Source organism: Bartonella sp. MM73XJBT, assembly GCF_028618465.1.
Lineage (GTDB): Bacteria > Pseudomonadota > Alphaproteobacteria > Rhizobiales > Rhizobiaceae > Bartonella.
This window is the reverse complement of sequence record NZ_JAQISY010000079.1, coordinates 1-2,779: the sequence shown is the minus strand read 5'-3', so window position 1 is coordinate 2,779 and position 2,779 is coordinate 1. Positions and strand designations below refer to the sequence as shown.

4 protein-coding genes and 1 pseudogene are annotated in these 2,779 nt (G+C 40.1%); 1 reads left to right on the top strand and 4 read right to left on the bottom strand.

Annotated features, from left to right (window positions below; translation table 11 throughout):
- Window positions 1-87 precede the first annotated feature (87 nt).
- Window positions 88-1,125 carry a tyrosine-type recombinase/integrase gene (locus tag PVV69_RS09565; protein WP_273757317.1) on the top strand — a complete coding sequence of 346 codons (1,038 nt, stop codon included), beginning with the start codon at window positions 88-90 and terminating at the stop codon, window positions 1,123-1,125.
- 55 nt (window positions 1,126-1,180) lie between these two features.
- On the opposite strand, the gene PVV69_RS09560 is transcribed toward PVV69_RS09565, so the two are convergent.
- From PVV69_RS09560 to PVV69_RS09545, 4 genes and pseudogenes are all read right to left on the bottom strand, one after another.
- Window positions 1,181-1,480: a HigA family addiction module antitoxin gene (locus PVV69_RS09560; protein ID WP_273722005.1), complete on the bottom strand. Its 300-nt coding sequence runs from the start codon at window positions 1,478-1,480 to the stop codon at window positions 1,181-1,183.
- Between the two features lie 15 nt (window positions 1,481-1,495).
- Window positions 1,496-1,775 (bottom strand): annotated as a pseudogene (locus PVV69_RS09555) (type II toxin-antitoxin system RelE/ParE family toxin).
- Between the two features lie 245 nt (window positions 1,776-2,020).
- A complete protein-coding gene (locus PVV69_RS09550; protein ID WP_273757315.1) occupies window positions 2,021-2,275 on the bottom strand; it encodes a tail protein X in 255 nt (84 codons plus the stop codon).
- Window positions 2,272-2,733: a phage tail protein gene (locus tag PVV69_RS09545; RefSeq protein ID WP_273722205.1), complete on the bottom strand. Its 462-nt coding sequence runs from the start codon at window positions 2,731-2,733 to the stop codon at window positions 2,272-2,274. The genes PVV69_RS09550 and PVV69_RS09545 overlap by 4 nt, the downstream gene beginning before the upstream one ends.
- Between the last annotated feature and the right edge of the window lie 46 nt (window positions 2,734-2,779).

Here is a 2,779-nt window from a genome sequence, read left to right as displayed (position 1 = left end):
TGATGATTTTCCACCGCTTGAAAATGAACAAGAAGACTACGAGACCAGCAAAAGCTGCCCCTCTGTCGACGGTATAAAGTTTTAGCCATGCCAAAGCGTCGTCCACCGCATCTTGTTCGTGAACGTACACGCCATGGTAAAGTTATATGGTATGTACGTATTGGTCATGGACCACGGTTTCGGATTGAAGGAACCTATGGAACGCAAGAGTTTGTTGACAATTATACGCTGGCTATTAAACAAGCGCAAAATGGCTCCTCCAAAACAAAGAGGCGTACCAGACTCACAGAAGGGTCTTTCGATTGGTTGTTGCATCAGTATTTACAAAGCATGCAATGGCATAATCAATCAGAAGCTACTAAAAAAGTTAAATATCGAATTCTGAATAATGTTTCTAAACTTATTGGTGATCGTGCATATAAAAGTATAAACAAACAACACATTTTTGAAGCCGTAGACAGAAGGCGAGAGACCCCCGCGGCTGCAAAACATTTTTTGACCTCTTTAAACGGTCTTTTTAATTGGGCGGTTGATAATGCCCTTTTAAATAGAAATCCTGCCTTTAATATAAAAGCACCAAAATCTTTGAACAGTGAGGGATTACTGCCATGGCTAGAAGAGGACATAGACAAATATTATCACCGTTGGTCCCATGGTACACATGAACGCGTATGGATTGATGTTCTTCTTTATACAGGCTTGCGTCGTGGTGATGCAGTTCGTATCGGTTGGAAAGATGTCAAAGATAATATCATCCATCTTAAAACAGAAAAGAGCCAATTTAAAACAGACGTTTTTTTACCAATTTTACCTGAATTAGCAGAAACTCTTAAAATTGGTCCTATTGGTAATGAAACATTCATCTGCGGTAAAAGTGGAAATAAGCTTGTCAAAGAAAGTTTTGGCAATCTATTTCGTGAAGCATGTAATGCGGCGGGTATTAAAAAATCAGCCCATGGATTGCGAAAATTAGCAGCAACACGCGCCGCCAATGCTGGTGCTACAGTTTCGCAAATGAAAGCGCTTTTTGGCTGGACAGAAGATAAAATGGCGTCTCTTTATACCAAAACAGCAGATAGAAAACGCCTTGCAATAGAAGCAATTAAAAAACTTCAAAAAAACTAAGGCAATAGGTAGCAGCTAAAAATAAAGAAAAGCACCAGAAAAATTATGAACAAAATCAAATGTGTGTTCGATTATCCTCAGAAACTAGAGGAGAAATAGTTGGTTGTGCCTGTTGCATTGTTTGCCATAAATTATAGTTTGTTTGCATATCTAACCAAAATTTTGCTTTACTAAAACCAGCCAACTCTAATTTAATCGCAAGATCGGTACTCATAGAAGCATGTCCGTTAATCACTCTTGAGAGAGAAGCTCTTGTCATATGGAGGTGATCAGCTAATTTTTGTATTGTTATCCCCATTTCTTCTAAGAAAGCTACTTTTAAAACTTCGCCCGGATGTGCAGGATTATGCATCATTTTTTATTCCTTTCATCAATGGTAATCTTGATAATCAACAAGCTCCACATCTGTTCCATAAAGCGAAAAGTAACACGCCAATTTCCATCACCCATATACAATAGTATCCTGTAAGTTCACCTTTAAGAGGATGCATTTTAAAAGCAGGTGCTCTCAACATTTCAGGCGTCGTAGCACTTGTTAAAGCCGTCAAGATAACGCGTAATTTTTTTACGTGATCTGGTTGAATAGCTTTTGTAGAACCTGTTGTATAAAATAATTTTAAGCCCTTATGTTTGAAACTCACAACTGCCATTACCGCCCCTTATCGTATATCGTCACTATACGATTAATGAAAATAAGAGTCAAGCATCATACTGGAAAATCTGGTTACATATTTGGATAAAATGACTGAGTATAAGCTATAAAAAGGTTCGGGATAGACAGAAAAATAAGCTAATAGAATCAATAACCATAAAATTCCCTTACCTTTATATAAGTTATTGATTTTATATAAACATAGCATTCCCACCTTAACCACAATAAAAGGGTGTGTGCGCATTAATCCCATAGCCGCTTCACCATACTTTGGGGATGAGACAACACAAATTCTGGCAAAATGACCTTCAAGCCCCGCGGTAAAATTGGACCATATTTGGCAATCTCTGGATTGGCTTGCAATGTGGCTTCTAAATAACCGTTTAGTGCCCCAACTTGAGAACGGTCCCCTAACACAGCCATGGCATGTTGAAAGCAGAGGAGATCGAGACTCATATCCTCCAGTTCTACAACAACACGCTTTTCTGGTATCTTCATAGAGTTTGCCCCACTTGGATTTGTCCCACCTGATATTGACCTTGCGGTTTTCCGCCATTAAAAAAGGGTAAGAGACTGATGGAATAGCGGATACGCTGGGATTGACCGGAGCGACTGATAAAGTCGTGGTCTTTCGTGACACTGGTGATCACCACGGGTCCATGGAGAAGGACACTATAGGTGGTATCATTGATCCAACGAAGCATCTGGACCGGCTTTGCTCTTTTGACCGTTGTGGTGATGGCATCAATGGCTGCACGGTCACCAAATTCTTCTGGAAACCAAACGCCATGAATGGTTTTGGGATCATTGCCATAGCCGGTAAATTGCAAACTGGGAGACCTGCCAAAACGCTCTAAGCAAACCCATGAGGCAGAGAATTCCTCTTCAAAGGATTGGAAATTAAGCCAATCCACATAAAATTGATGTGGACCTAACATCATCAAAGGATCTTGCATGCTCCCTCCCCTCATTGCCTTCCTGCCATTATTCGGTCCCTCCATG